The organism is Lysobacter sp. HA18 (assembly GCF_054057595.1).
The window spans coordinates 2,038,629-2,063,872 of sequence record NZ_JBSRZL010000001.1 but is presented as its reverse complement, the minus strand read 5'-3'; the positions used below and the strand labels follow the sequence as shown (position 1 = coordinate 2,063,872).

Annotated in this window: 28 protein-coding genes, 1 tRNA gene and 1 pseudogene; 12 read left to right on the top strand and 18 right to left on the bottom strand. The window is 65.5% G+C overall.

Features of this window, described 5'->3' with window-relative positions:
- Positions 1–45: 45 nt before the first annotated feature.
- Positions 46–321: a polyhydroxyalkanoic acid system family protein gene (locus ACVWWW_RS10260; RefSeq protein ID WP_027082122.1), complete on the bottom strand. Its 276-nt coding sequence runs from the start codon at positions 319–321 to the stop codon at positions 46–48.
- Positions 322–401: 80 nt separating this feature from the next.
- Here ACVWWW_RS10260 and ACVWWW_RS10255 point away from each other — a divergent pair, with 80 nt between their 5' ends.
- Positions 402–1,172, top strand: a complete 771-nt coding sequence (locus ACVWWW_RS10255; protein ID WP_196804322.1) for an FHA domain-containing protein — start codon at positions 402–404, stop codon at positions 1,170–1,172.
- Here the strand turns inward: ACVWWW_RS10255 and ACVWWW_RS10250 are convergent.
- The gene (locus tag ACVWWW_RS10250; protein WP_027082123.1) at positions 1,141–1,782 is read right to left on the bottom strand and encodes a protein-methionine-sulfoxide reductase heme-binding subunit MsrQ; all 642 of its coding nucleotides are present in this window, start codon (positions 1,780–1,782) and stop codon (positions 1,141–1,143) included. The genes ACVWWW_RS10255 and ACVWWW_RS10250 overlap by 32 nt on opposite strands.
- Before the next feature lie 20 nt (positions 1,783–1,802).
- A complete protein-coding gene (gene msrP / locus ACVWWW_RS10245) occupies positions 1,803–2,774 on the bottom strand; it encodes a protein-methionine-sulfoxide reductase catalytic subunit MsrP (protein ID WP_027082124.1) in 972 nt (323 codons plus the stop codon).
- A 122-nt stretch (positions 2,775–2,896) separates the two neighbouring features.
- Between msrP and serC the strand changes: the two genes are divergently transcribed.
- From serC to aroA, 4 genes and pseudogenes are all read left to right on the top strand, one after another.
- Positions 2,897–3,982, top strand: a complete 1,086-nt coding sequence (gene serC / locus ACVWWW_RS10240; RefSeq protein ID WP_027082125.1) for a 3-phosphoserine/phosphohydroxythreonine transaminase — start codon at positions 2,897–2,899, stop codon at positions 3,980–3,982.
- A gap of 20 nt (positions 3,983–4,002) precedes the next feature.
- Positions 4,003–5,070, top strand: a pseudogene (gene pheA / locus ACVWWW_RS10235) (prephenate dehydratase); the annotation flags it as partial.
- Positions 5,067–6,194, top strand: coding sequence for a histidinol-phosphate transaminase (gene hisC, locus ACVWWW_RS10230; protein ID WP_027082126.1), 1,128 nt, complete (start codon positions 5,067–5,069; stop codon positions 6,192–6,194). The pseudogene pheA and the gene hisC, both read left to right, overlap by 4 nt.
- Entirely contained in the window at positions 6,191–7,504 is a 1,314-nt protein-coding gene (gene aroA, locus ACVWWW_RS10225) for a 3-phosphoshikimate 1-carboxyvinyltransferase (RefSeq protein WP_027082127.1), read from the top strand. Before hisC ends, aroA begins: the two co-directional genes overlap by 4 nt.
- On the opposite strand, the gene ACVWWW_RS10220 is transcribed toward aroA, so the two are convergent.
- A complete protein-coding gene (locus tag ACVWWW_RS10220; protein ID WP_196804323.1) occupies positions 7,488–8,123 on the bottom strand; it encodes a TonB family protein in 636 nt (211 codons plus the stop codon). The two genes, aroA and ACVWWW_RS10220, sit on opposite strands and share 17 nt — an antisense overlap.
- 116 nt (positions 8,124–8,239) lie before the next feature.
- Between ACVWWW_RS10220 and serS the strand changes: the two genes are divergently transcribed.
- The gene (gene serS / locus ACVWWW_RS10215) at positions 8,240–9,520 is read left to right on the top strand and encodes a serine--tRNA ligase (RefSeq protein ID WP_027082128.1); all 1,281 of its coding nucleotides are present in this window, start codon (positions 8,240–8,242) and stop codon (positions 9,518–9,520) included.
- Between the two features lie 64 nt (positions 9,521–9,584).
- Here serS and ACVWWW_RS10210 read toward each other — a convergent pair whose 3' ends face one another.
- Complete coding sequence (locus tag ACVWWW_RS10210) at positions 9,585–10,157, bottom strand: NAD(P)H-dependent oxidoreductase (protein WP_027082129.1); 573 nt, start codon at positions 10,155–10,157, stop codon at positions 9,585–9,587.
- A 111-nt stretch (positions 10,158–10,268) separates the two neighbouring features.
- Between ACVWWW_RS10210 and ACVWWW_RS10205 the strand changes: the two genes are divergently transcribed.
- Both ACVWWW_RS10205 and ACVWWW_RS10200 read left to right on the top strand, forming a co-directional pair.
- Positions 10,269–11,261 (top strand): LysR substrate-binding domain-containing protein, encoded by a 993-nt coding sequence (locus tag ACVWWW_RS10205; RefSeq protein WP_027082130.1) that lies wholly within the window; start codon positions 10,269–10,271, stop codon positions 11,259–11,261.
- Positions 11,262–11,341: 80 nt separating this feature from the next.
- Positions 11,342–11,431 (top strand) — tRNA-Ser (locus tag ACVWWW_RS10200).
- Between the two features lie 109 nt (positions 11,432–11,540).
- Here the strand turns inward: ACVWWW_RS10200 and ACVWWW_RS10195 are convergent.
- Entirely contained in the window at positions 11,541–12,218 is a 678-nt protein-coding gene (locus ACVWWW_RS10195) for an SOS response-associated peptidase (protein WP_027082131.1), read from the bottom strand.
- A gap of 278 nt (positions 12,219–12,496) precedes the next feature.
- On the opposite strand from ACVWWW_RS10195, the gene ACVWWW_RS10190 reads away from it, so the two are divergent.
- The 3 genes from ACVWWW_RS10190 (at position 12,497) to ACVWWW_RS10180 (ending at position 14,745) form a co-directional block, all read left to right on the top strand.
- Positions 12,497–12,778, top strand: coding sequence for a hypothetical protein (locus ACVWWW_RS10190; protein WP_027082132.1), 282 nt, complete (start codon positions 12,497–12,499; stop codon positions 12,776–12,778).
- 124 nt (positions 12,779–12,902) lie between these two features.
- A complete protein-coding gene (locus tag ACVWWW_RS10185) occupies positions 12,903–13,127 on the top strand; it encodes a hypothetical protein (protein ID WP_027082133.1) in 225 nt (74 codons plus the stop codon).
- Between the two features lie 340 nt (positions 13,128–13,467).
- Complete coding sequence (locus tag ACVWWW_RS10180; protein ID WP_027082134.1) at positions 13,468–14,745, top strand: hypothetical protein; 1,278 nt, start codon at positions 13,468–13,470, stop codon at positions 14,743–14,745.
- A 64-nt stretch (positions 14,746–14,809) separates the two neighbouring features.
- On the opposite strand, the gene ACVWWW_RS10175 is transcribed toward ACVWWW_RS10180, so the two are convergent.
- From ACVWWW_RS10175 to ACVWWW_RS10120, 12 genes are all read right to left on the bottom strand, one after another.
- Positions 14,810–15,565, bottom strand: coding sequence for a hypothetical protein (locus tag ACVWWW_RS10175; RefSeq protein ID WP_051234792.1), 756 nt, complete (start codon positions 15,563–15,565; stop codon positions 14,810–14,812).
- Between the two features lie 129 nt (positions 15,566–15,694).
- Entirely contained in the window at positions 15,695–16,090 is a 396-nt protein-coding gene (locus tag ACVWWW_RS10170) for a hypothetical protein (protein WP_027082135.1), read from the bottom strand.
- A gap of 5 nt (positions 16,091–16,095) precedes the next feature.
- Positions 16,096–16,446, bottom strand: coding sequence for a hypothetical protein (locus tag ACVWWW_RS10165; RefSeq protein WP_027082136.1), 351 nt, complete (start codon positions 16,444–16,446; stop codon positions 16,096–16,098).
- Positions 16,436–16,819 carry a hypothetical protein gene (locus ACVWWW_RS10160; RefSeq protein WP_027082137.1) on the bottom strand — a complete coding sequence of 128 codons (384 nt, stop codon included), beginning with the start codon at positions 16,817–16,819 and terminating at the stop codon, positions 16,436–16,438. The genes ACVWWW_RS10165 and ACVWWW_RS10160 overlap by 11 nt, the downstream gene beginning before the upstream one ends.
- 12 nt (positions 16,820–16,831) lie before the next feature.
- Positions 16,832–17,071, bottom strand: a complete 240-nt coding sequence (locus ACVWWW_RS10155) for a hypothetical protein (protein ID WP_027082138.1) — start codon at positions 17,069–17,071, stop codon at positions 16,832–16,834.
- Entirely contained in the window at positions 17,068–17,754 is a 687-nt protein-coding gene (locus ACVWWW_RS10150) for an ERF family protein (RefSeq protein WP_051234794.1), read from the bottom strand. Before ACVWWW_RS10150 ends, ACVWWW_RS10155 begins: the two co-directional genes overlap by 4 nt.
- Complete coding sequence (locus ACVWWW_RS10145) at positions 17,751–17,990, bottom strand: hypothetical protein (RefSeq protein WP_155914157.1); 240 nt, start codon at positions 17,988–17,990, stop codon at positions 17,751–17,753. Before ACVWWW_RS10145 ends, ACVWWW_RS10150 begins: the two co-directional genes overlap by 4 nt.
- Positions 17,987–18,700 (bottom strand): YdaU family protein, encoded by a 714-nt coding sequence (locus ACVWWW_RS10140; RefSeq protein WP_051234800.1) that lies wholly within the window; start codon positions 18,698–18,700, stop codon positions 17,987–17,989. The genes ACVWWW_RS10145 and ACVWWW_RS10140 overlap by 4 nt, the downstream gene beginning before the upstream one ends.
- On the bottom strand, positions 18,697–18,939 hold the full coding sequence (locus tag ACVWWW_RS10135; RefSeq protein ID WP_081671973.1) for an AlpA family phage regulatory protein: 243 nt from the start codon (positions 18,937–18,939) through the stop codon (positions 18,697–18,699). Before ACVWWW_RS10135 ends, ACVWWW_RS10140 begins: the two co-directional genes overlap by 4 nt.
- Before the next feature lie 96 nt (positions 18,940–19,035).
- Positions 19,036–19,581: a hypothetical protein gene (locus ACVWWW_RS10130; RefSeq protein ID WP_027082140.1), complete on the bottom strand. Its 546-nt coding sequence runs from the start codon at positions 19,579–19,581 to the stop codon at positions 19,036–19,038.
- On the bottom strand, positions 19,574–20,809 hold the full coding sequence (locus ACVWWW_RS10125; protein WP_027082141.1) for a site-specific integrase: 1,236 nt from the start codon (positions 20,807–20,809) through the stop codon (positions 19,574–19,576). Before ACVWWW_RS10125 ends, ACVWWW_RS10130 begins: the two co-directional genes overlap by 8 nt.
- A gap of 273 nt (positions 20,810–21,082) precedes the next feature.
- Entirely contained in the window at positions 21,083–22,105 is a 1,023-nt protein-coding gene (locus tag ACVWWW_RS10120) for a sugar kinase (protein WP_051234802.1), read from the bottom strand.
- Between the two features lie 167 nt (positions 22,106–22,272).
- Between ACVWWW_RS10120 and ACVWWW_RS10115 the strand changes: the two genes are divergently transcribed.
- Positions 22,273–25,218 carry a TonB-dependent receptor gene (locus tag ACVWWW_RS10115; RefSeq protein ID WP_027082143.1) on the top strand — a complete coding sequence of 982 codons (2,946 nt, stop codon included), beginning with the start codon at positions 22,273–22,275 and terminating at the stop codon, positions 25,216–25,218.
- The last annotated feature ends 26 nt before the right edge of the window (positions 25,219–25,244 follow it).

Here is a 25,244-nt window from a genome sequence, read left to right as displayed (position 1 = left end):
GGGGCTGCGACTATAACCGTCGGGCTACACGCCCGGCAGCGGAAATCAGCGGAAGCGTTCAGCGAGCACGCGCCGGATTTCGTCTTCGATCGTGCCTTTCATCGCACCCAGCAGGAAGCCCAGCTCGGCGGTGACGCGTACCGCGCCGGGCTCGAGGTGCACCCTGCCGTCCACGCCGCTGCGCTTGAACATCAGCGAATCGCCTTGCCAGCTCTGGGTGACGCCGAAGCGCTGCGCGAGCGTGTCGGCGATGTGCTGCACGGCCTGGCGTGCCTGCGCGGGATCGAGGCTGTGCGTATGGCGAATATCGATGGTGGGCATGCGGCCTCCGGTGCGTGCGGTGGCGGGCATTGTGGCGCAGGGGCCGGCAACGCCGCGTCGGCATGCTAGATTCCGGCCGCGTGACAGCCCTCCGACTTCGACAGACCGATCCCGGCCGCGACCTGCTCGATCTCGAGCCGGGCGTGCATCCGATCGTGTCGTCGATGCTCGACGGACGGCATGCGGGCGACACCGAACCCGTCGCGCATATCTACGTCGATTCGCGCGGCGTCTGGCTGCAGGTACGCGACGGCGTGCGCGGCGTGTACGTCAACGGCCGACCGATCCGGCGCATGGCGATGCTTCGCGCGGGTGATTCGATCTTCCTCGCCGGCGTCGAATGCGTGCTCGTCGGACGACGCCCGGAGTCGGCCGACGTCGCGGCCTCGGCGCGCACGGAAGGGCGTGCGGTGTTGCGGGCGATCGCCGGCCGTCATCACGGGCGCTGCTTTCCGCTCGATCGCGACTGCGTGCTCGGACGCGCGACCGACAGCGATATCCCGGTCGACGACGAAGCCGTGGGCCAGCGCGAGCTCACCTTGCGCGCGACTGCGAAAGGCGTGCGCGCGACGACATCAACAACCGCCGCGCCCGTCTGGGTCAATGGTCATTCGCTGTCGAGCGCGCTGTTGCTGCCGGGCGATCAGCTCGTGATCGCCGGTCAGCATCGTTTCGTTGTCGAAGCCGCACGTCCGCCCGACGTCGAGCCGGAACGCGAGCGACGCCCCAGTGGTCGTGCACCCGCGCCGCCGCAATTGCGACGCGCCGCGCGACGCATGCCGTGGTTGATCGTCGCGGCCGTGCTGCTCGCCGGCGCGCTCAGCCTGTTGTTGCTGTACGGCGCGGGCTAGCCGGTTTCAGGCGCTTCCACAGGCGCCACCCGAACAGCAGCGCGGCGATAGCCGCGTACAACGCCGGCTCGCGGATGTCGGATTTCACCAGCCACCAGAAATGCAGCACTGCGAGGATCGCGATCACGTAGATCGCGCGATGCAGCTGGCCCCAACGTCGACCGAGTGCACGCATCGCACGCTGGAATGACGTCGCCGCGAGCGGCACCAGCAGCAGCCACGCAGCGAAGCCGACGGTAATGAAGGGCTTCTTCGCAATTGCCGCGCCGATCTGCGATGCGTCGAGTCGCAGGTCGAGGATCATCCACGCCGCGAAGTGCAGCGTCGCGTAGAAAAATGTGTACAGCCCGAGCATGCGACGAAAGCGCAGCAGCACGGCCTTGCCGGTGAGCTGGCGAAGCGGCGTCACCGCGAGCGTGATCATCAGGAAGCGGATCGCCCACAGGCCGAGGAAATGTTCGATCGCCGCGACGGGGTCTGCCCCAAGCGCGCCGGTGCCGAGCTGCACCTCGTTGCGGATCTGCCACGCCAGCCATGCCGCGGGCAGCAGCGCGAGCACATGCACGACAGCCTTCGCGATGACGACACCCGGTTCGGTGCGTCGACGCACCGGGCGCGCGACCGCCGCGCTCAGAACCACTTCCTCAGGTCGAGGCCGGCGTACATCGATCCCACCTGTTCCGCGTAGCCGTTGAACAGCTTGGTCGGGATGCGATCGGCGAACAGCTTGCTGCCGGTGCCCGCGATGCGGCGCTCGGTCTTCTGGCTCCAGCGCGGATGGTCGACGGCCGGATTGACGTTCGAAAAGAAGCCGTACTCGTCCGATGCCTGATCGTTCCAGCTGGTGAACGGCATCCGCTCCACGAACGTGATCGCGACGATCGACTTGATCGACTTGAAGCCGTACTTCCACGGCAACACGAGCCGCAGCGGCGCACCGTTCTGCTGCAGCAGCGGCTTGCCGTAGATGCCCGTCGCGAGCAGCGCCAGCGGGTTCATGGCTTCGTCGATGCGCAGGCCTTCGCGATACGGCCAGTCGAGCGCCGGATACGAAAGGCCCGGCATCTGTTTGCGGTCGGCCAGCGTAGTGAACGCGACGAACTTCGCCTTCGACGTCGGCTCGAAGCGCCTCAGCACGCTGCCGAGGGGCACACCGAGCCACGGAATCACCATCGACCAGCCTTCGACGCAGCGATGGCGGTACACGCGTTCTTCGGACGTCAGACCTTTCAGCAGGTCGTCGATGCCGATGCGTCCCGGCTTCGCGCATTGCCCGCCCACCGCCACGGTCCACGGGCGTGTGCGAAGGGTGCGCGGCGCGTTCGACGGGTCGGCCTTTCCGGTGCCGAATTCGTAGAAGTTGTTGTAGGTCGTAACGTCTTGGTATGTCGTGCGCGTTTCGTTCGTGGTGAACCCGGCGCGCATGCGCGCGGGGTCGATCTTCGCGGCCGCGGGTGCGGCCGGTGGGTCGGCCTTCGCACAGCCGGACAACGTGAGTGCACCCGATGCGGCGAGCGCGGCAACGACCCGGCGGCGGTCGCGGTAGACGGCTTCCTCAGTGATGTCGCGAGCGTGAATCCGCAGGGCGTCGTGCAGGGACATGGGGGCGTCTCCCGGGTTCGATAACCGATTAGACGAGCGTCATGATGAAAAAGATGCAGGGGCGGCCGCCCGCCGTGCTGCGCTGCGGCATACTCGGCCTTCACCCCGATCGCAGGTGCCCCATGTCGCGCGTCTTCAACTTCAGTGCCGGTCCCGCCACCCTCCCGGAAGCCGTGCTCGAGCAGGCACGCGACGAGTTGCTGGACTGGCGTGGCGTGGGCGCGTCCATCGTCGAGCTCAGCCATCGCGGCGCCGAGTTCATGGGCGTGGCGGCCGAGGCCGAGGCCGACCTGCGCCAGCTGATGTCGATCTCCGACGACTACGCGATCCTGTTCCTGGCCGGCGGCGCCACCACCGCGCAGGCGCTGGTGCCGCTCAACATTGCGACGCACGGACAGCGCGCCGACTACGTCGTGAGCGGCCATTGGGGCAAGACGGCGATCAAGCAGGCCAAGCCGTATGTAGACGCGCAGGTCGCGGCGACGAGTGAGGCCGGCGGTTTCCGCGACATTCCGCCGCGCGGCGACTGGCAGCTGTCGCCCGACGCGGCCTACGTGCACATCACTGCGAACGAGACCATCCACGGCGTCGAGTTCCGCGACGTGCCCGACGTCGGCAATGTCCCGCTGGTCGCGGACTTCAGCTCGAACATCGCATCGGAGCCGCTGGATGTGTCGAAGTTTGGCGTGATTTACGCCGGTGCGCAGAAGAACCTCGGGCCGGTCGGCGTCACCGTCGTGATCATCCGCCGCGACCTGCTCGACCGCGCCGGGCAGCCGCGCGCCGACATCTTCGACTACCGCTCGCACGTCAAGGGTGAGTCCATGCTCAACACGCCGCCGACGTGGAACTGGTATCTCGCCGGCCTCGTGTTCAAGTGGATGCTCAACGAAGGCGGCGTCGAGGAATTCGCGCGTCGCAATGCGCGCAAGTCCAAGGCGTTGTACGACGCGATCGACGGCTCGGGCGGCTTCTATCGAAACGAAGTCGCGACCGCCGTTCGTTCGCGAATGAACGTGCCGTTTTTCCTGCACGACGAAGCGCTCGACAAGCCGTTCCTCGCCGAATCAGTGAAGGCCGGGCTGATTGGGCTCAAAGGGCATCGCGCGCTCGGCGGCATGCGTGCATCGATCTACAACGCAATGCCGGAAACCGGCGTCGCTGCGCTGGTCGAGTTCATGGATGACTTCAGGAGGCGACACGGATGAGCGCGGGATCACCGGAGGAACTCGCGCGACTGCGCGAACGCATCGACGGCATCGACCGCGACATCCAGTCGCTGATCAGCGAGCGCGCGCAGTTCGCCGCGCAGGTGGGGCGCGCGAAAGGCGAGCTGGCGCGCGCGGTGGATTACTACCGGCCGGAGCGCGAATCGCAGGTGTTGCGCCGCGTGGTCGATCGAAACGAAGGCCCGCTTGATAACGCGGTGCTGGTGCGGGTGTTCCGCGAAATCATGTCGGCCTGCTTGGCTCAGCAGGAGCCGCTGAAGGTCGGTTATCTCGGCCCGGAAGGCACGCATACGCAGCAGGCCGCGCTGAAGCATTTCGGACATTCCGTGCGTTCGCTTCCGCTCGCGAGCATCGAGGAAGTGTTCCAGGAAGTCGCCGCCGGCAATGCCGATTTCGGCGTCGTTCCCGTCGAGAACTCCACGCAGGGCACGATCCAGTCGACGCTCGACATGTTCCTGTCGTCCGACGTGCGCATCTGCGGTGAAGTCGAACTGCGCGTGCATCAGCACCTGCTGTCGCGCACCGGGCGCATCGAGGACATCGAACGCGTGTACTCGCATCCGCAGTCGTTCGCGCAATGCCGCGCGTGGCTGCGTTCGCATCTGCCCGCCGTGGAAATGATTCCGGCGTCGAGCAACGCGGACGCGGCACGTCGCGCGCGCAACGCGGACGACGCGGCAGCGATTGCCGGCATCAGCGCGGCGTCGGTGTACGGCCTGAAGGTGGTGCAGGGCCCGATCGAGGACCGCGCCGACAACACCACGCGCTTCCTCGTGCTTGGACGCGAGCTGTTCACGCCGTCGGGCAATGACCGCACGTCGCTGCTGGTCTTCATCAAGGATCAGCCGGGCGCGCTCTACAGCGTGCTGGAGCCGTTCGCGCGCAACGGGCTGAGCATGACGCGCATCGAATCGCGCCCCGGCCATGCGCAGCCGTGGCAGTACGCGTTCTTCATCGATATCGACGGGCACGTCGACCAGCCGGCGATGACCCAGGCGCTGTCGGGCCTCGGTGAGTTCGCGCAGGAGGTTCGCGTACTCGGTTCGTACCCGGTAGCGATCGGATGACGCCGGCGTACGACGAAGCCTGGTTCGCGTCGCGCGCCACGGCGGGGATCCGAAGCCTGAAGGCCTACGACCCGGGGCACGACGTTGTGGGCATGCGTGCGCGCACGACGTGGTTGGTAGAGTTGGGCTCGAACGAGAATCCATACGGGCCGTCGCCGCAGGCACGTGCCGCGGTGCTCGACGCGTTGCATCTGATGCATCGCTATCCCGATCCGCGCGGTGCGTCGTTGAAGGCGGCGCTTGCAGAGCTGCACGGCGTTGACGCATCGCGCATCCTGCTGGGCAACGGCTCGCACGAATTGCTGATGCAGTTCGCACAAGTATTCGCTGGCGCGGGCGATGACGTCGTCTACCCGCAATACGGCTTCGCGGTGTTCGCGCTGGCGACGCGTGCATCCGTTGCGAATGCACGCGTCGCACCCGCGCTGGCGGACGATGCTGCGATGCCGCTCGGCCATGATGTCGATGCGCTGCTCGCTGCGATCACGCCTGCGACGAAGCTTCTTTATATCGCCAACCCCAACAACCCGACTGGCACCTGGCTCGACCGCTACACCCTGGCTCGCTTCCTCGATGCCGTCCCGCCGCACGTCATCGTCGTCGTCGACGAGGCGTACGCGGAAATGGCCGACGCACCGGACTACGCGAGTGCGCTGTCGATCGCGAAGGACCGCGGCAATGTCGTCGTCACGCGTACCTTCAGCAAGGCGTATGCGCTTGCGGGTCCGCGATGCGGTTACGCGATGGCAGCGGAAGGCCTGGTCGCGGTCATGGAGCGCGTACGCGAGAGTTTCAACGTCAATTCGCTCGCGCTGGCCGCGTGCGAGGCCGCACTGGCAGATCGCGAGCATCTCGACTGGTCGCGCGATCGCAACTCCAACGAGCGTGCGTCGCTATCGGCTGCGTTGCAGACCCGTGGCATTAGCGTGCTCCCGTCGCAGACGAATTTCGTGCTTGCGCATTTCGGCCAGCGCACCGCGTCTGTGGAAGCTGCGCTGCTCGAACGTGGCGTCGTGCTGCGACCGATGGGCGGCTACGGCCTGCCGGCATACAGCCGCATCACCGTCGGCACCACCGACGAGAACCGTCGCCTGCTGCAAGCGCTGGACGAGGTGCTGTCGTGAGTCTCGATTGGCTCGCATCGTCTGGCGCGCCGCTACGCGGCCGCATACGCGTGCCGGGCGACAAGTCGATTTCCCATCGCGCCGTAATGTTCGCGGCGATCGCCGAAGGCACGAGTCGCATTACGGGCTTCCTCGAGGGCGAGGACACGCGTGCGACCGCGCGCGTGTTCGCGCAGCTCGGCGTGCGTATTGATTCGCCGGCACCGAGCGAACGCATCGTCCACGGTGTCGGGCTGCGCGGCTTGCGCGCGACGAATACGCCGCTCGATTGCGGCAACGCAGGCACCGGCATGCGCCTGCTCGCCGGGTTGCTCGCCGGACAGCAGTTCGACAGCCTGCTGGTCGGCGACGAGTCGTTATCGAAGCGACCGATGCGTCGGGTCACCGAGCCGCTGTCGGAAATGGGTGCGCGCATCGACACGGTCGGCGGGCTGCCGCCGCTGCATATCCATGGCGGCTGCGCGCTTCGCGGCATCGATTACCCGTCACCGGTCGCCAGCGCGCAGGTAAAGTCGGCCGTGCTGCTTGCCGGCCTGTACGCCGAAGGGCAAACGCGCGTTGTCGAACCACACCCAACCCGCGATTACACGGAGCGGATGCTCCGAGCATTCGGTGCAGACATCGAATTCGCGCCAGGCGAAGCCACGCTGACCGGACGCCAGACACTACGCGCAACCGACGTCGATGTGCCCGCGGATTTCTCGTCGGCAGCATTCTTCCTTGTCGTCGCAACCATCGTGCCGGGCTCGGACCTGCTGATTGAAGCGGTCGGAATGAACGCGCGACGCACGGGCCTGCTCGAAGCGTTGCGACTCATGGGCGCCGACATCACCGTCGAATCGTCGCGCGAGCAGGGCGGCGAACCGGTGGCGGACCTTCGCGTGCGTGCGGCAGCGTTGCGGGGCATCGACGTCCCGACCGCGCTCGTGCCGGACATGATCGACGAGTTCCCCGCGCTGTTCGCAGCCGCCGCATGTGCCGAAGGACGCACGACGGTGAGCGGCGCGGCCGAATTGCGCGTCAAGGAATCGGACCGCCTTGCCGCAATGTCGGCGGGCTTGCGCGCGCTCGGAATCACGGTCGACGAACGTCCCGATGGCGCGGTCATAGAGGGCGGACAACCGCACGGCGGCGACGTCGACAGCCTGGGCGATCACCGCATCGCGATGAGCCTTGCGGTGCTCGCACAGCGCGCGAGCGGAGAGGTTCGGATCCGTGACGTCGCGAACGTCGCGACATCGTTTCCGGGTTTCGTCGAACTGGCTGGTGAAGCAGGCCTGCGGATCGAGTCGATCAGTCCGACAGCTTGAAGTCGATCGGCACGACGACGTCGCCCACGGTCGGGTGGCCGTCGCCGATCGCGGGCTCGAAGCGCCAGCGGCGAACGCCCTGCAGCGCGGCGCGATCCAGCTCACGCGAGCCGCTCGACTGGGCGAGTTCAGTCGCGGTCGGTACGCCGTCCGGGCCGATGTGCACCAGCACCAGCACCGTACCGGTTTCGCCGTCGCGTAGTGCGCGCATGGGGTAGTCGGGCGCGGGCGTCTGGCCGGGAATCGGGCGCGCCTTGCGGTCGGCGACCGCAGCGGGGCGTGGTTCGGGGGCGGGTCGCTCGATCGGCGCAGGTGCCGGGACCGGTCGCGCGACCGGCGCTTCGGAGGCCACCGGCGGCGGAGGCGGCTCCAGCGAGCCGATGCCCGATCCACTGTCGCCCGCCTGAGGTGCCGGCAGCGGCGTGTAGTCGGGTTCGGCGGTGGACGGCGGCACTTCGCCGGCGCGGTAGAAATCCGTGCGGTTCGAATGCCGGATCGCGACCGCGAACAGGATCAAACCGGCGACGAACGCCAGCGCGATCCACAGCGCGAGCTTGCGGTTGAAGCGGAAGGGCGGGCGTCCAGGGCGTTCACCGGACGGCGCGGGGGAAGTCGCCATGCGTGTCGTATCCATCGTGGGCATGCTGGCACAGGGCCGTTAACGCGCCGGGAAGAAGCGCACCGGCCGCGCGGTGCGGTGATAATGCCGTCTTTCCACGCTCGACGAACGCTCCCATGCTCGATCCGGTCCTGCTGCGCCAGCGCCCCGCCGAAGTCGCCGAACGCCTCGCCGCCACGCGCGGTTATGCGCTCGATGCATCCGCGTTCGAAGCGCTGGAGTCCGAGCGCAAGCAGATCCAGACGCGCACGCAGGAGCTGCAGAACCTGCGCAATACGCGCAGCAAGGCGATCGGCCAGGCCAAGGCGAAGGGCGAGGACGTCGCACCGCTGATGGCCGAAGTCGCGGGCATCGCCGATGAGCTCAAATCCAGCGAAGGCCGCCTCGAGGCGATTCGCGAGGACATGGAATCGATGGCGCTCGGCATCCCCAACCTGCCGCACGAAACCGTGCCGCTTGGCGGCGACGAAAGCGCAAACGTCGAGCAGGCCCGATGGGGTACGCCGCGCACGTTCGACTTCACGGTGCTCGACCACGTCGAACTCGGTGCGCGCAACGGCTGGCTCGACGGCGACGCCGCGGCGAAGCTTTCGGGCGCACGTTTCACCGTGCTTCGCGGCGGCCTGGCGCGGCTGCATCGCGCGCTCGCGCAGTTCATGCTCGACCTGCACACCGGCGAACACGGCTATCTCGAAGTGAACGTGCCGGTCATCGTCAATGCCGATTCCATGCGCGGCACCGGCCAGCTGCCGAAGTTCGAGGACGACCTGTTCACCACGGCGGTCGGCGAGTCGAAGCGCTACCTGATTCCGACGTCGGAAGTGCCGCTGACCAACATCGTGCGCGACGAGATCATCGAGGACGCACAGCTGCCGATGCGCATGACCGCGCATTCGATGTGCTTCCGCGCCGAAGCAGGCAGCCACGGCCGCGACACGCGCGGCATGATCCGCCAGCACCAGTTCGAAAAGGTGGAGCTGGTTTCGATCTCGCGTCCGTCCGAAAGCGAAGTCGAACACGAGCGCATGACGCGCGCGGCGGAAGTGGTACTCGAGCGCCTCGGCCTGCCGTACCGCCGCATGCTGCTGTGCACCGGCGACATGGGTTTTTCCGCGTCGAAGACCTACGACCTGGAGGTCTGGCTGCCGTCGCAGAACACGTATCGCGAGATTTCGTCGTGCTCGAACTGCGATGCGTTCCAGGCGCGGCGCATGCAGGCGCGTTGGCGTAATCCCGCGACGGGCAAGCCCGAATCGGTGCACACGCTCAACGGCTCCGGCGTCGCCGTGGGCCGCGCGATGATCGCGGTGATGGAGAACTACCAGCAGGCCGACGGCAGCATCGTCGTGCCGGACGCGCTGCGCCCGTACATGGGCGGGATCGACGTTCTGCGCTGATCGATCGCGTCGCGACATGGACGGGCCCGTCGCGTCATGCGGCGGGCCCGTTTCGTTCAGCGCGTTATGCCGCGCGAGGTAGCTCGACGTCGAGCGAGGCCACGGCCGCGTCAATTGCCGCGCGACGATATTCGGGCGACAGCGCAACACCGTCCGCACGCACGAAGCGGATGTCGCGCACGCCGAGGAACCCGAACAGCTGGCGCAGATACGGCTCGACGAAATCGGTCGGCTCGCCCGCGTGCGAACCGCCCGATGCGATTGCGACGATCACCGTCTTGCCGCGCACCAGGCCTTCCGGGCCGTTCGGGCCGTAGCGGAACGTCTTGCCCGCGACGCTGATGCGGTCGATCCAGGCCTTCAGCGTCGACGGGATCGAAAAGTTGTACATGGGCGCACCGATCACGACGGTGTCCGCCGCGAGGAACTCGTCGAGCACGGCTGCCGACTGCGCCGCGGCGTCGGCACTGGCGAACGTCGCAGCGGAGAGATGGGGCAGGGCGTCCGCATCGACATCGCGACGGACGACCTCGACCTTGGGATCGAGCCGCTGCTGCTGGCCGACGATGGCGGCCGTGAGCTCGCGGCTGACGGAATCGGCGCCGAGAGCGCTGGAATCGAGGTGAAGCAGCTTCATTTGCGTTGTCCTATCGACGGCGTCGCCGTGTTGGAAACAACGTAGGTTGTTGCGCCAATAGAATTAAGGTGGTCTAATGTCACGTACCGTTGCGGTCATGGAACTGTCGTCATGAACGATCTGAACGACCTGTACTACTTCGCGGCTGTCGTCGAGCACTCCGGTTTCGCCTCGGCGGAACGCGCGCTCGGCATCCCGAAGTCGCGCCTGAGCCGACGCATCAGCCAGCTTGAAACCGACCTCGGCGTGCGCCTGCTGCAGCGATCGACGCGCCGCTTCGCCGTCACCGACGTCGGCCAGAGCGTGTACCGCCACGCGCAGTCGATGCTGGAAGAAGCCAAGGCTGCACGCGAAGTCGTCGACCGGCTAAGCGCGGAGCCGCGCGGCGTGATCCGCGTCAGCGTGCCGGTCGGCATCGCGCAGCAGCACATGCCCAAGCTGCTGCCCGAATTCCTTGCGCTGTACCCGCAGGTGCGCGTGCAGATGCACATCAGCAACCGCCGCGTGGACGTGATCAACGAAGGCTTCGACGTCGCCCTGCGCGTGCGCACCAAGCTCGACGACGACGGCAGCCTGGTGATGCGCAGCTTCGGCCAGATCCAGGAGTTGCTGGTCGCGAGCCCGCAGTACCTCAAGCGCATGGGCCGCCCGAAGACGCCGGACGAGCTCACCGACCACGTCACCATGTCGATGAGCGAGGACGAAGCTCGCCAGCGCTGGGAGTTGCACGGCCCGAACGGCGAAGTGCGCCGCATGGAACTCAAGCCGCGCATCATGGGCTTCGATTTCCCGATGCTTATGCAGCTCGCGAAGCAGGGCATCGGCATCACGCTGCTGCCGGAAACGATCTGCGCCGAAGCCGTGCGCAGTGGCGAGCTCGAAGTCGTGCTGCCCGAATGGCGCCTGCCGCAGGGCATCTTCCATGCGGTGTTCGCGTCGCGGCGCGGCATGTTGCCGGCGGTGCGCGTGTTCATCGATTTCCTCGCCGATCGCGCCCCGGCGATGGTGGAGTCCGCACGACTGCAGTGCTCTGAAATCCACGGCCGCCCGTGCACCGAGCAGGAAAGCGCTGCTGGGCGTCGCAAGGAAATCGCGACGGCCTGACGCCGTGGCACAATTCCGCGCGGCGTCGCGACGGAATCAGCGATCACGACGCCGGCGCCGAACGCCGGCGTCTGCACATCGGAGAGATGGCCGAGTGGTTTAAGGCAGCGGTCTTGAAAACCGCCGAAGGGTTAAACCTTCCGTGGGTTCGAATCCCACTCTCTCCGCCAAATACGCAAAAAAACCCCACAAATCGTGGGGTTTTTAATCGCTCGTGACGTTCGCTCCCTACGCCACTCCCTACGGCTCCGCGCGTGCGAGACCGGCTTGCGCGCTGATTCAGGACGCGAGGGGCGCGATCAAGCGCGGCTCGTTGTTGCGGACGTTGCCAACGGCGCGGTCCACCTTATGCGCGACCAGCGGCGCCGATGGCACGCCTAGGGCGATCTCCATCGCCTGTTCTGCCGAACCGTGCAGCCACGCCTCAAATACCGTGGGCGGCAGGATCAGCGGCATGCGGTCGTGGATCGTTTCGACCGTCTGGTCGGCGTCGCGCGTGATCACCGAGTACGTCAGCAGCTCGTTGCCGGCGTCGTCGCGGCGGCTTTCCCATAGCCCGGCGTAGAACATCACCGGCTCGCCGTCGAGGTGGATGAAGTAGGGCTGTTTGGTCTTCGCGTCGATCTTCATCCACTCGAAGTAGCCCGACGCCGGAATCAGCGCGCGCCGCGACTTCCACGCGCCGCGGAACGACGGCGCTTTGGACACGGTTTCCAGACGCGCATTGATCGTTTTGTAAGCAAGTCGCGTGTCCTTCGCCCACGGCGGCAGCAGGCCCCATCGCATGGGGTACAAGGCACCGCCGTCGTCAGTCGCCGTGATGACTTCGCCAACCTGCGTTGGCGCGCGGTTGTACGTGGCTGCCGGGTCGGTCGCCGGCATGTCGACCATCATCATGCCGCGCAGAGCCCACGCGACTTCGGCTCGGCTGGGGTGGTAGGCGTCTCTTCCGCACATCCGCGCAAGGCTGCCACAGCGGCGTTGACGCGGCGCGAGGGCTGGACGACTTGTGCACGCCCCCCCCCAGCGCGTGAGACGGGCCACCGGACAATGCGCCCATGGACCCGCGGCCGCACAACCGTGGAAGACAGAAGCGGCACCACCGGCCAAGCTCCTCCCGCTGAGTGAGGCGACTAGCCGGGGGGCGGTGTATCGGTCGAGTAGGAACGATAGCGCGTGACGTGCGAACTAACGCGGAACGGGCATAATCTCGGCCACTGTCGCCCGGGCGCACCATGCAATTCAACATCTACGGCCGGCACGACGGCGCCATCTTGGCGGTCCCGACAGTGATCGCCCCAGCCGCCTTTCTAAGCCTGTCCCCGGCCCCCGAGCTCATCGGGCAGGTCCGATGTGAGCCCTCAAGCGTGCCCCATGACGTGCTGGTCGCAATTGGCCTGCATGGCTATGCCGAGCTGGCTGAAGGGGATCTGGACGCGTTGTGCGGACAACAACTCCCGCAAGCTATTTCCGACGCCGGAAAAATCCCACGCGCGGGCGCCGAAGCGTCGGACTGACGCGCCAACCTGGCAAGCGATTCCATTGATGCCCGGCGCGGCGCGCGGCGGCGCCGACGAAGTGCCTCCCGGTTGTCCACAGGGCTCCGCCAGCGCGTGAGACGGGCCACCGGACAATGCGCCCATGGACCCACATCCCGACCTCCGTTATCGCCGAACGGACACCATGCTGGAATGCCGCCTGCGCGGCGCGCGCATCGCGTACGCCAGCGCGATGACGGATGGGCGCTGGGAACTACGATGCAACGACGACGACTACCCGTCGTGGCATGACGACTACGACGCCGCGCTGCGGGAAATGGTCACGTGGGCGCGGCGCTACGCGTGGGCGCACACCGAACGCCGCTAGGGTCCTACCACGGGCGCGGCTTTTTCCGACAGACGCCGGGCTACCCAGCCGGCATCGTGGCGCCATGCACAACATGGAGCCGCACGTTATGGAAGCCGTCGAATTGTTGGACCGCCTGTGGCACGCCGCCATGCACGGTGATGCGAAAGCGCGCGCGTTTCTGCCATTGTTCTCGCACTGGGTTGCGCACCACTTAGACGACGCACGCCGAGCTGCCCAGTCGCAAACACTTACGCGCTGAAATCGAAGGATACGACCGCTTGCGCGCCTTTCGGCGTGGCCAGTCGGCATCGTTGCTTGTCTGATAGCCTCGACTGCTCTCGCCAGCACTCTAGTGAACATGCTCCCGACCGAAATGAGTGTCGAGCGGATCATCGTGGAGTTTCAGGACTTCGCCGCGCTGGTGGATCCGGGAATTTGGCGGCGCATGGCCGATCAGCTTCGGGCAGAGGTCAGGGGCAACGGCCTACTGGCAGGCCTTCACGACCGCCAGCACCGCTTGGTATTCGCACTTGCTCATCTGGAGCAGGAATATGCGGAAGGCCGACATGTAATTCCAAACACCCCCGACCTATACGAAGCCTGCACCATGGTGGCGCAGTTCCTCGCCGTCGTTCGAGCGCATCCCGACAGTGCAAAGGGGCTAATCGGCAGAATGCGCGGCGCGCTTAAAAATCCCGCGGACATGCACGCCATGCAGTTTGAGTTTCAAGTCGCGACGCATCTTGCCAAGGCAGGCATGGAAGTGGTGTTCCCCGAACTCCAAGGGGGCGGCACGTTCGATATTCTCGCCACGGACCCGAGGACTCGCGAAGAACTAGAATTCGAATGCAAATGCCTTGCAGAGGACAAAGGCCAAGCGGTCACACAGCGTGTCTCGGCAGACCTTTCGCACCGTTTGAAACCAGACCTGGATCGGTTCGGTGGCACTCACGCTCAAGCGGGGCGTCTGTTGCGCATACGCTTCGACGGAGAGGCGCCTGCCGATCAGGCTTCCCATAAGCGCATACGCGAAGTCGTAGATGATGTTCTCTACGCTTCATCAGGGTTTTTCATCCGAAGCGGCAACGTCATTGTGTCCGTGGATCATTTTGACGTGGCGGGCTCGCCATTTCTTGACCCGGCCGCGGAACCGACAGCAGCGGCCATACGCGAATTTGCTTCCTCGCTCGGAGTGGGGAATGCCGAATATCTATACAGCGTTTACCCCACGCAATGCGCCGTGCTCGTCGCATACGAGAGCGAAAAGCGGTCGACGCTTTTTGCCAATATGTTCGACACTATCGAGAAGGCGGCGCGTAACCAATTAACAGGCCGCCGCCCGGCTGCGGTATGCGTCAAGGTCAGCGGAATCAACGGAGATCAATTGCGCGGTCTCGCTGCCGATGAGGTCGACGCCCCTGTTCACCTCCGACTGCTCACAGGCCGGTTTTTCACCCAGACAGCCGCGTCCCGCATCAGCCTGCTCGCGTACTTCGCCGACGAAGCCGCGATTGAAGAAAGCGGTGCGGTGATGACGCGAGGGGGCGCAGTGTATTCATTCCGCAATCCCAACAACGCTTTCGCTGACACACAGATTCGAACGATCTTCAGTCTGGGCGCTCGTCCGCACCCGTGAATGCCAACTGCGCCGCTATGGATGGCTCGGCGGCCGGCAGCGACAACGGACGCGCTACGCGGTGTTACGCAAAAATCCGGTCCAGATCTTCGAAGTCGGCATCGGAGTAGGGGCGTCCCAAGTAGTCCCTTCCATAAAACATGGTCTCGCGAAGGAATCCGTGGACTACCGCGTTGCCGGCGGCCTTCTCCACGTCGACGCGCAATGCGAACAGCAGGCCGGCTTGGCTTGCGAGCGGCGCGATTTCCTCGATCAGCGCCCGTAACGCGGATTCATCGAGAAACGGACCGATGACCGCGTCGTGTCCGCGCGGGTGCAGCATGGCGAAGCCATCCGCCGTTGGATGGGCGGCCAAAGTGCAAAAGCGTTTGTATATTTCTTCGCGCCTGCTCTTGCCTTGGCCTGTGTCGGCGTCCAGCCTCGTGCGGATCGTGAACGGCGAAAATTCGGTCTTGAGTTCCTTCGGGGTGGCGCCAATCCACCGCTCAATTTCGCTGGGAAAGCGATAAAGATAGTCAACGAGATACGACGTCTCAACGACGTCCCGCAGCACCATTGCCGCCTTCTGGTAATAGCCAGAGCACGTGAGTCGCCAGCAGGCAGCAAACGCGTTGAACGTGCGCATCGCCAAAAGAGCCATCGTGCGTTCGTCGCGGGTGTCGTCGTGGTGCTGCCGATAGATGTCCATGACATCCATGGCGCTCGCCATAAGGCGCGTTCGATCCAGCAACTGCTTCTGGCTTGCCACCAGTGCTTCTGACCTTTTTGCGAGCTCCTGCTCCTGTCGGCGCAGAAAAATCAGGTTGGGCGGGATCGTCATATGAAGGCCTTTGGCTTAGTTTCGAAGGCGGCGGCGGATCACATGGTGCCTGCTATTTGCAACCTATATCTCCTTGATCACGCGGACGCCCTACGGGGCAAGGCGCTCGGCGTCTTGAATGATCGGTATTCAGGTGCCTATTCGGCGCAAACCGTCGGCGCCGAGCAACTCGGGGAAGTCGATAGCAATTTCGTCCACGGCCGCAACCACGCGGCGCGCAACTTCGCCGTACAGGACAAACGTTGTGATCAAGCTCAGGCGCTCGCCGGGGGATAACGGGCAGGCCCTCGTGATGGGCGGAGGGTCGTCAATCTCGCCGTCTTCGATCAGCGAGCGCAGGCAGTCCGCTTCGTCTTGCAACCCGTCCCACACCCAGCGTGTAAGCCGAGGGTGCGCGCCGGCGTCGAGTTCCGCGCGCAGGCGCGGCAGTTCGGCCAGAAGCCGCAACCACGCCTCGATTCCCTCGTTTGCCGTGTCGATGACGTGCCGATAGAGCCGCCCGCTGCGCTCGGTGGACAATTGCACGGTGGTTATCCTGTGCCGTTGGATTTAATTAATTGGGCGGGTAGACGGCCGGTATGCGTGCTAGTCGCCCGATTTGCCACGTCCCCCCCGCTGGGTCCGCCCGCCCCAACGCGCTCCATCACTGCACGCGTCTCTGCGTACGCGTATAGCGCAGCGGCTTCGCGTCCCAGCGCTTGACCGTGCCGCTTGACCAGGTCCCGCACCTCCCTGATGCGGTCCCATCGTGGTTCTTCGTCGGCGTCGAAGTACCGATCAAGCGTCAGGTCGTCGTCGAAGTAGCGGTCAACCGTTGGGTCGTGACGCAAAATCCACGCGGACTTGGCCAGCCATGCGAGGAGAAAGAGGTCACGATTCATTGTTTGGTTCCGCCGCTTGTTGACCCACGCGTGACAGGCGCGCGGCCTTCAGCGCATCCGAGAGTCGGAGCAGGTCAGTGCCTATGTCGCCGATTAGCCGCTCAACAGACTCCGGGGCGGCGGGTGTGGGTACGGGCGGTCCATAGACGGCATCCAAGGTCGCCCCTGCCGTCGCGCTTCGGCGCTGGCGCTCGTTGTAATCGGCCTGCACGCGCTGCATTTCAGCGTGCATGTCGGCCTGCTGGGTTGCATCGAGTCGGTTGAAGAAGTGCATATCACACGTGGCCCTGCCATCGCAGTCGATCCAGACGGCGGGCGCGTGCGGCAGCGTGGTGGTGTCCGTTCCAATAGAACCGATGAAAGCGGCAGGCATGGCTTCTACTCCTTAGCGGCGTGAGGTCCGCGGGCGCGGGCGGGGATGAAAAGGGATGACGGACCGCACGCGCGGGACGGGTGCGTCGGGGTCCATGCGGAGGTGCGCTTCCATTGCTTCCACGCGCTGCAGCAAGTCCGCAAGCACGTCGCGCTGGTCGCTCAGGTCGCGGCGCCACACATGGCGCAGCGCGCGGGCCAGCGCGCGCATCTCCCGCTCCAAGGGCGGCGGCAACGGCGTCGTGGCGGTCATGGCGTGGGTCCGGCGTTGGCGTCGTGGTGTGTACGGTCGTGCTCGAGTCGGCGAAGTTGCTGGCGTCGGTCCCCGAATCTCTTACGAAGCGGTGGGCGCAAATCGACGGGCAGTTGGTCGAGTGTCGGCACCAGCGCGGCGAGCGCCGCGTCGGTCGACGCAGCATCGATAGCGTCGGCAAGTTGTTCGGCAAGACCGCAGGCACCGTGCTGTGGTGTAGGTTTGCGGCGCGCGCCGTGCGCTTCGTCCGTGGAGCTGTCGGCGTCTTCGACGCCGGAGTAGGCGACGCACAGCGCCAACGTCATCGCGTGCTTGAACGCAGAGGTCATCGCCTTGTTCGCGCCCTTGTCCGCGCGGTCGGTCGCCTCACCGATGACTTCGATTTCGTGCCGGCTTCCATCGGTCGCCGCGATGAAGGCGAAGGCAACACGTAAAACGGTGTGCAGCAGCAATCCGCCGGACTTACTGGTGCGCTCCGTCACTTCGCGTGTGATGACGCGGGGCAACACCACCAAGCCGTGGCGCGCGAACGTCGGGGACAGCGCCGCGAGCATCGCGTCGATGCTGCGAAACTTGTAGTTGTCGTGGACGTTCGTCCCGTCCTTGCCGATGCCTGTGCGCGCCAGGTCCGCCATCACGGCGGTGATGGCGGCATAGACGAGTGGCGGCTTGGTGTCGGTCATTGCAACCTCCAGGTATCGCCGCCGACGACAGAAACGTTCAGACGACGGGCGGCGTGGTTGAGGTCGTGGTCGTCGAAGCCTGCAGCGATGCCGGCCTCCCACGTTGCGAGAATTGACGCAGGGCCAGCGCTCAGCCGGGCGCGCAGCCAGTCATGGCAGCTCGGCCGCGGCACCCGCAGCACGGCACAGCATTCGGCGATGGCGGCGATGGCTGTGGATGACGGCGCGCGGGTCATGGCGGGCCCTCCACGTGCCGGCCGCCTCCGGCAGGAGTGCCCGCCGTTGGGTCGGGGTGGCATGCGCCGTTCGCGCGAGCGAGTCCGGCCGCGGCGAGGTCCGCAGCATTAACGAGACCGTCCGTGCTCGCCGTACGCCTTTGCGGCGGCTGCGGCTTTGGCTGTTCTCGGAAACCTGTTTCCGGCCGTTGCAGTTGCGCGTTCGGCCTATCCGAAGCATTAAAAGCAACAGCGGGTGATATATCACCCGGAGGCGGAAGCTCGCTGGTTGGTGGCTTGTGGCTACTGGCTATACGGCTCGCATTGCGGGCGCATTGCGGCGGCATGTCGTCTGCAGCGCCCTCGCTATGCGTCTGCATACCGTCCGCATCGTCGACGTTGCCCCAACGCGCGTTCGCCGCGTCTCGCGCCTGCTCCGACTTCGCGTAGTAGCGCGCGATCTCTTTGTCACAACGGCGGTGGCGCCAGCCGTCCGGCTTTAACGTGAAGAACTCCACCAAGAGCGACTTCACCGCCTTGCGCTCACCGGTCGACGCGGCCCGGGCGACGCGACACACGTCGCCAACGTCGTTAGGTAGCGGCCGCTCCGTGCTGTAGTAGCGGTGGAGCATGCGCACGTACACACCGTGCTCCAGCGCCGACAGGTGGGCGGTCGAAGTTTGGTGGTCGTTGAGGTGGAACCGAACGAAGTGCACGTCGGCAGCCTTCACGCCGGGCGTCGCGCGGGCCGTGCGGCCGACGGTGGATCAACGCTGTCCGGCACGGCAATGCGGTTGAGGTCCGCGCCTCGCCATGCCGTCACTTTCACGCCGAGCTTTACGCCGCGCGGGAAGCGCCCGGTCGCAACGCCGTCGTACCAGGTCGATCGCGAGATGGGCAGCGGACCTGCGCCGCGGTGGCCGCGCACGATTTCCCGCACTCGGTACAGGCGCGCTTCGTCAAACAACATGGTGTCCATCTCCGCTTGTTTTGGCGCGCAGATGCGGCGCCGGTGCGGATAGGACTATCTAGCCCGGCCGTGCGGCCCGGCCAGCAAAACGCCGCTTTACCGGGGGGTTGTTCCGCTCGAACGGCGCGCAAGCTTGGCGCGCCTATCGCGGACGTATCGCTTGGTTGTGGTGATGTTTTTCGCGGCCAGCGCCCGATAGACAGTGTTGATGGCATCTGAACCGCCGCGTTCCTCCACCGGGATCAACTCCAGTTCCGCTGCAATTGCTGCCGCGATAGTCGTCTCGCCGCGCAGCGCCTTAACTCGCGTGCGTTTCGGCGTGCCGCGCTTACCGCGTACGGTGGCCGCATGTTTGAGCAAGTCGTGCAGGCGATTCGAGAACCGGTGCATGGCGTCCGCAAAAATCGGCATGGCATCCGCCGGGGATTCGATGCCCTTATCCACAATTTCGGACCAGACCGTTCGCAGTTCTTGGCCAATGGCGAAGGCAACAGGCCCAGGTTTGCCGGTTCGCGCGCGGTCAGCGACCTTGCGAAGGGCGCGGCCGAGTGGCGTGTCGGGATAGTCCAAAAGGTGCTCGGTGCTCGGGCTGACGTAGCCCACCGCGGCCAGAATGTCAGAATGCTTGGGCTTCTTAGCCACGCGCCTTCCCTTTTGTCGGCGTGTCCACGAACGTGGCCCACGCGGTCATGAGTTCGCGCCGCTTCTCCAGAGCGGTTTTGCGGCGATAGGCCGCGGCGACTTTGTCCTTGAGCTTGTGGGCAAGGGCTAACTCCGCGAGGTTCTCGTCGAAGTCCGTTTCATCGCCTACCCAGTCGCGAAATGTGCTGCGGAAGCCGTGCGTCGTGAGGCCCTCGTAGTCGGGGTCCAACTCCTGCAGTGCGTTCAACACCGCATCCGTGGACATGACCGGGTTTTTCCGCCCACCACCCGGGAACAGGTACACGTCGGAAACGCGAGGCAGTGCCTTCACCAAATCCAAAAGCGCTGGGAACAGGGGGACTGTGTGGTCCCGGCGCTGCGACTTTGGCCCCTTCATGCGTTGTGCCGGAATCGTCCAGACGCCAGCCTTGAAGTCGAATTCTTCCCAGCGCGCGCCTACAACCTCTCCCGCGCGAAGCGCGGTCAAGATCGTCATGCGAAGCGCACGCGCGGCCTGCGTCTCTTTCGCGCACACCTTGGCCATGCACGCTGGCATGTCGGGGTAAGGCAGCGCCGCCCGGTGTTGTACGGCTTTGACGGCGGAAGGCTTCGGCAGAAGGTTCTGCAAGTGGCCGCGCCAGCGCGCTGGGTTCTCCCCGTGCCGGTAATTCTTCGTCGTCGCCCAATCAATGACGGCTTCGACGCGTTGCCGCACGCGCGAAGCGGTTTCGGTCTTTGTGGCCCAGATGACTTGCAGCGCGGTCAATACGTCGTCGGTCGTAATTGCCGCCACGTCCATCGCGATCAAGCGCGCCGCGTGCGTGGTCACGCTGGTCGTCCACTGGGCTTTGTGCTTATCGTTCTTCCAGCCGTCGGCACGACTCGCTATGTACTGGTCGAGGCACCAGCCGAACGTGCGCCGGCTAGCGGCGGCTTCCACGGCGCGGAGCCGTGCTCGCTGTGCGCGGTCGATAGGATCAACGCCGCGAGCAAGCAACTTGCGGCATGCGTCAGCCTTACGGCGCGCGTCGGCGAGCGGCACAACCGCCAGCGAGCCCAGCCCTTTGTCCCGGTGCTTGCCGGTCGCACGCGACCGAAAACGAAAAACCCACGACCGCGCGCCTGCGCGACTCACGAGCAGGTACAACCCGCTGCCGTCGTTGAAACGCCCGGGTTGTGTCAAGGACCGAATGGCGCGGTCGGACAGTCGATTGGTCAACTGTGGCATAGCAGTAGCGGACCGCTCCCTACGTTGTTCCCTACGTGAGCGTCGGATTATGCCGGACATGCCCGACCATTCCGAACCACGTGGGGAGCGTAAGGCCTAAGACTTTCAAACGGTTACGCCGGCTGTCGGACCGCCACCAACTTCGGCGGAAGAAACATGGCGGTCACTCTCTCCGCCAAGTCCTGAAAGGCTCCCCGATGGGAGCCTTTTTTGTGCGTTCGGTGGCGCAGGCGTAATTCGTCGCTTGCTGCGATCGTTCGAGAGCCCGGCGCGTCAGCGCCGCACGTCCGCGGGCTCGCCTTCCACCACCGCCATTACGTCCGCTTCCGTCGCGATGAGGAAGTCACCGGGTACGGTGTGCTTGAGCACTGAGGCCGCGAGACCGAACGCGACGGCGCGCGCATCCGTCCAGCCCGAATCGATGCCGTGCAGAACGCCGGCCGCGAATGCATCGCCCCCACCGATACGATCGACGATGCCGTCGAGAGCCAAATCATCTGCGCGCACGATCGCGCCGTCCCGCCTCGCGTGCAGGGCACCGAGCGAATAGCGATCCGCGGTGTGCACCGTTCGCGTAGTGCAGACCAGGCGTTGCAGCGACGGAAATGCGTCGAACGCGCGCGACGCGGCACGCTCGAAGTCCGTGTATGGGTCAGCTGTCGTACTGGCTTGCGTTCCGAGCACCAGATCGATATCGCGTGCACCTGCGAACGCGGTCGTCGCAAGCGCGAACAATTCGCGCAGAACGGGCTGCGGGTCGGTATCTCGAACCGCCCACAGGCTGGGACGGAAATTGCCGTCGAACACGACGTCCATGCCGAGCTCGCGTGCGGCGCTGGCCGCAGCGATGGCCGCTTTGGCGGCATCAAGCGAGAGCGCCGGGGTTATTCCGGACAGGTGGAGGCGATGCGCGCCGGCAAGCAGAGCACGCCAGTCGTAGTGCTCGTCGCCGGTCCGGGAGAACGATGAGCCGGCGCGGTCGTAGACGACTTTCGACGCCCGCGCGCCCGCACCGATTTCGAGGAAGTAGAGCGCCATTCGCCCGGGCCGCTGCTGCACACGCGTCACGTCGACGCGCCGACCACGCAGCACGGCGAGTGCTGCATCTGCGAGCGCGTTGTCGGGAACGGCGCTGACGAAGGCCACGTCATGTCCCCACTGCGCGAGTGCGAGCGCGACGTTGGCTTCCGCGCCGCCGACATGGACGCACAGCTCCGGCGACTGTAGAAAACGCTCGCGGCCCGGGGCGCCGAGCCTCAGCAGCAACTCTCCGAAACATACGGTGCGATGCAACATGCGACCTCCGGCCCGCGGGCCTTTCCGCGCTGCAGCATGCCTTCGCAGTGCAGCCCTGCTAGGTTTTGACCATCGGTGTCATTTGGCGTTCGGGGACACCTTACCAAGCGGCGAACGCCAGTCAACGCTGGATGCCGCAATCCAACGGCCTTTGGAGGGGAGCTGACATGGCAAAACGCGGTTCGGTTAAAAAGACACCGGTTACCTTGCTCGCGCTGTCGATCGCGACCGCGCTGTGCGCCCCGGCTTACGCCCAGCAGGCGACGGGTACGACGCAACCCGCGACAGATGACGCACAGGACACCAAAGGCGCGACTCCGCAGGAGCTCGACACCGTTCGCGTGGTCGGTACCTTCCGCCAGAGCGTCGCGAAAGCGCTGGATGACAAGCGCTATTCGGTCGACCAGATCGACTCGATCGTCGCCGAGGACATCGGCAAATTCCCCGACCTCAACCTCGCGGAATCGCTGCAACGCATCCCCGGCGTGTCCATCGATCGCGACGCCGGCGAAGGCCGTTCGATCACGGTGCGCGGCCTCGGCCCGGACTTCACGCGCGTGCGCATCAACGGCATGGAAGCACTCGCTACGACGGGCGGCACCGACAGTTCCGGTGGCGCGAATCGTGGCCGCGGGTTCGACTTCAACGTGTTTGCGTCGGAACTGTTCAACAGCCTGACGGTACGCAAGACGCAGGCCGCGGAAATCGACGAAGGCTCGCTCGGTGCGACGGTCGATCTGCGCGCCGCGCGCCCGTTCGACTACAAAGGCTTCACTTCATCGATCAGCGGGCAGATCGGCTACAACGACCTGTCGGAATCGTGGGATCCGCGCGGCGTCGCGCTGATCAGCAACACATGGGCGGACGGGCGATTCGGCGCGCTGCTCTCCGTCGCGTACAGCGAGCGCGGGCTGATCGAGGAAGGCTTCAGCGCGGTGCGTTGGGAGCCCAGTTCCGCGTCCGGCGGCTATTGCAGCCCTGTGGGCGTGACGCCGGCTTCGGTGGCGCCGGGCTCGAACGCCGCGAACTGCGCAACCGGTGTGCCGCGCGGTTCCGGTGCGGCGTTCAACGACGCGTACGCCACCGCGAGTGCGGGCAACGTGTTCGGCCCGCGCCTGCCGCGCTACGGGCGGCTCACGCACGAACAGCAGCGCCTCGGCGTGACCGGCTCGATGCAATTCAAGATCGCCGACGACATGGTGGTGTCGGTCGATGGCCTGTACGCGAAACTGGATGCGACGCGGCAGGAAGACTTCCTTGAAACGATCTCCTTCAGCCGTACTGCGGCGCAAGGCGGCAAGCCGCAGACCGTCGTTCGCGAAGCCCAGGTGGATGACCGTGGCAATCTCGTCTACGGTGTATTCGACAACGTCGACGTGCGCTCCGAATCGCGTTACGACGAGTTGTCCACCACCTTCAGGCAACTCGGCATCGAGGTCGATCAGAAGCTCACCGACCGCCTGCATCTGAACGCGCGCGTCGGACATTCGGACTCGAAGTTCGACAACCCCGTGCAGACAACGGTGACGCTGGACGTGCAGAACGCGGACGGTTACGCCTGGGACTTCCGCGGCAACGACAAGACACCGCGGATTACGTATCCCTTCAACGTCAGCGACCCGGCGTCGTGGCAGTGGGTCAGCAATCCGGCAGCGAACTCCACGGGCTCGGAGATCCGCATCCGCCCGATCACAGCTGACAACACGTTCGATACCGGGAAGTTCGACCTCGCGTTCAAGATCGACGAACGCTTCACGCTGAAGGGCGGGCTGGGCTGGAAGGAATACGGCTTCGAGACGACCGAGTTCCGTCGCGCGAACGAAACGCGCGTGCCGAACCTGCCGGCGGGCACGACCGTCGCTGGCATCAGCGCAGCACTCACGGATTTTGGCCGCGGGCTCGGGCAGCCGTCCGGCAACGCCTCCGGCTGGGTCATTCCCAACCTCGGCGCGATCGCCGGGCTGTTCAACATCTACTGCAATTGCGACCCGACACCCGGAGTCGCAGGCGACGCCGACGATTTCCGACTCACCAGCACCACCAACGGCAACGCGCGCGGCAACAATTTCAGCGTCACCGAGGCCAACCAGGGCGGTTACCTGCAGTTGGACTTCAACGTCGACATGTTCGATCGCCCGTTGCGCGGCAACTTCGGCGCACGCTATGCGGCAACCGACGTCACGACGACGGGCTACCTCGCCACCGGCGGCGGCTCGCCCGTCACCGTGCACAACGAGTACAGCGACGTGCTGCCGTCGCTCAACCTTGCGTGGAACGCGGCGGACGACATCGTGCTGCGCTTCGGTGCTGCCAAGGTGATGGCGCGTCCGCAGCTGCCGAACCTGTCGCCGGGCGGCACGATCAACACCACGCTGCGCACCATCACGACCGGCAATCCCTTGCTCGAGCCGTTCCGCGCAACCACGTACGACTTCAGCGCGGAGTGGTATTTCGCTCAGGACGCGCTGCTGGGCGTCGCGCTGTTCTACAAGGACATCGACAGCTACATCCAGACCCTGCGCGAGACGCGCCCGTACAACACGACCGGCCTGCCGCTCGATCTGCTGACGCCGGTCGGGCTGCCTGCCGACACGCCGTTCGATATCACCTCGCCGGTCAACACGCCCGGCGGACCGCTCAAGGGCTTCGAGATCAACTACCAGCAGCCGTTCTCGTTCCTGTCAGGCGCGTGGAGCGGTTTCGGCGTCATCCTCAACTACACGCACGTCGAATCGCAGATCGACTACGCGGTGTCGCCGACGTCGACCCAGCTCGTTACAGCGGACCTCGTGAACCTGTCGCCGGACTCGTACAACGCGACGCTCTACTACGAAAACGATCATTTCAGCGCACGCGTGTCGGGTTCCTATCGCGACGAGTACCTGCAGGTCGTACCCGGCCGCAACAACAACGACGTCGAAGGCAAGCACGAGACCTTCAACCTCGACATGTCGGTGACCTGGAACGTCAACGATCGGCTCGCGTTGACGCTGGAAGGCATCAACCTGACGGACGAGTTCAACGACCAGTTCGTCGATTCGGTCGGCGACCGCACGTCGGTCTACCATCACACCGGGCGCCAGATCTACGCGGGTTTCCGCTACCAGTTCTGATCGGCCGATTCGCAAAAAGCCCCGGC